The organism is Massilia sp. CT11-108 (assembly GCF_047302915.1).
In the GTDB taxonomy this organism is placed as follows: Bacteria; Pseudomonadota; Gammaproteobacteria; order Burkholderiales; family Burkholderiaceae_D; genus Telluria; species Telluria orientalis.
This window is the reverse complement of record NZ_JBKYMO010000796.1, coordinates 1-1,793: the sequence shown is the minus strand read 5'-3', so window position 1 is coordinate 1,793 and position 1,793 is coordinate 1. Positions and strand designations below refer to the sequence as shown.

The following is a 1,793-nucleotide window of genomic DNA, read 5'->3' as shown; positions in this document are numbered from 1 at the left end:
CCCCCCCCCCCACCACCCCCCCTCTATCCGCCGGCCGCGTCTGATGTGTAAACCCCACCGACCCCGACGGCGGCTTCACGGCCGGCCTGCTGCATCCGTTGACGGGGCTGGATCACCTGTGCGCGCTGCTGGCGGTCGGCGCGGCCTGCGCCGGCGCGGGCCTCGTGCTGCCCGCGCTGGAGACGTCGATCGCCGCGACCGTGCTGCTGCTGGGCGCCCTGGTTGCGTGCGCGCCGGGCCTGCAGCGGCGCCTGCCGCCGCAGGTGGCGATCGTCGTCGTGGGGGGATGCGCGTTCCTGCACGGGCTGGCGCACGGGCGGGAACTGGCGGGGATGGCGAGCGGCGCCGGCTTCCTCGTCGCGAGCGCCCTGCTGATGCTGGCCGGCGCGTTGCCGGGGGAACGCGTGCGCCGGATGGCTGGCGCCGCGATCGGCGCGGCCGGCTTATACCTGCTTGCGGGCGTCGCCTGAACGCGATCCTGGGTCGGTCAGGCGGATCGGCGCCGCGTTCTCCGGATACAGCGCGCGCACGCCGTCGTACGCCTGCGCGATGGCGGCCATGTCGACCGCCTCGTCGCCCGTCATCGTCAGCGTACGCGTGACGTCGATGACCTTCTTGCCGTAGTCGAGCGCGACGAGCAGCACCGGCACGTCGGCGGCGAGCGCGATGCGATAGAAACCGCTCTTCCAGTGCGGCCGGTAGCTGCGCGTGCCTTCCGGCGTGATGGCGAGCCAGAACCAGTCGGCCGCGTGCATCGTCTGCGCGAGGCGCCGGATCGCGCCCTGCGGCGAGCTGCGGTCGACGGCCACGCCGCCCCAGTAGCGCATCAGGGCGCCCATCGGGCCGCGGAACAGCGAATCCTTGGCGAGCCAGCGGAACTGGATGCCGACGGCCCACTTGGCCAACAGGCCGATGGGGAAATCCCAGTTCGATGTGTGCGGATACACGACCACGATGCCGTGCGGACCGGGCAGGGGTTTGAAATTCAAGCGCCAGCCGAATGCGTTCAGCAGACGCAGCGCGGCGCGCTGGCGCCAGGTCGGCAACCCCTCGGGGCGCACCAGGTAGTCGTCCATGTTCTCTCCATACGGCAGGCCGCCTGCAAGCAATGATGATTGCGTCTCGGCAAGCAAACCGGGCATTTTATAGCGCTACCAGAAGGCGGACAAGCAAAAAGACTGGAAGCGTTGCGGCCGCGTCGGTATCATCCTTGCCTCTCAAACAAGGATTTTCAAGATGGACATCACGATTTTTCACAATAGCCGCTGCGGCACGTCGCGCACGACCCTGGAGACGATCCGCGCGACCGGCGCCGAACCCCGCGTCGTCGACTATCTCGTCCAGCCGCCGACGCGGGACGAGCTGCAGGACTTGATCGCCCGCGCGGGTTTGCAAGTGCGCGACGCCGTGCGCAGCAAGGAGGCGCTGTTCAAGGAACTCGGCCTGGATGACCCGGCCACGACCGACGACGCGCTGCTCGACGCAATGGTCGCGCATCCGATCCTCATCAATCGTCCGTTCGTCGTCACGACCAAGGGTGTGCGGCTGTGCCGGCCGTCCGAGCTGGTGCGGGAGATCCTTTGACACGTCTTTTGACATCGTGAAACGACGAGTGGTATAGTCGTCCGACTTCGATTGGTAACGTTTCCAATCGCGCGGCCGACAACACACGACAGGAGACACGATGACGACGAGACGAGATGCGATGCGGCTGCTGGGCGCCGCGACACTGATGGGCGGACAGGTGGCCATGGCCGGCCGGACCGCGGCAGCGCCCGCAACCGCATCGCATC

3 protein-coding genes are annotated in these 1,793 nt (G+C 68.3%); 2 read left to right on the top strand and 1 reads right to left on the bottom strand.

Going from position 1 to position 1,793, the window contains the following annotated elements:
* Nucleotides 1-98: 98 nt before the first annotated feature.
* Entirely contained in the window at nucleotides 99-470 is a 372-nt protein-coding gene (locus ACEN88_RS30795; RefSeq protein WP_413345848.1) for a HupE/UreJ family protein, read from the top strand.
* Here ACEN88_RS30795 and ACEN88_RS30790 read toward each other — a convergent pair.
* A complete protein-coding gene (locus tag ACEN88_RS30790; RefSeq protein ID WP_413345846.1) occupies nucleotides 444-1,076 on the bottom strand; it encodes a 1-acyl-sn-glycerol-3-phosphate acyltransferase in 633 nt (210 codons plus the stop codon). The genes ACEN88_RS30795 and ACEN88_RS30790 overlap by 27 nt on opposite strands.
* Nucleotides 1,077-1,236: 160 nt before the next feature.
* Here ACEN88_RS30790 and arsC point away from each other — a divergent pair, with 160 nt between their 5' ends.
* The gene (arsC, locus tag ACEN88_RS30785) at nucleotides 1,237-1,584 is read left to right on the top strand and encodes an arsenate reductase (glutaredoxin) (protein ID WP_413345844.1); all 348 of its coding nucleotides are present in this window, start codon (nucleotides 1,237-1,239) and stop codon (nucleotides 1,582-1,584) included.
* Nucleotides 1,585-1,793 lie beyond the last annotated feature (209 nt).

Coding starts and splice junctions, on each gene's coding strand:
- ACEN88_RS30790 (WP_413345846.1), bottom strand. CDS start 1,076: ATGGACGACTACCTGGTGCGCCCCGAGGGGTTGCCGACCTGGCGCCAG.
- arsC (WP_413345844.1), top strand. CDS start 1,237: ATGGACATCACGATTTTTCACAATAGCCGCTGCGGCACGTCGCGCACG.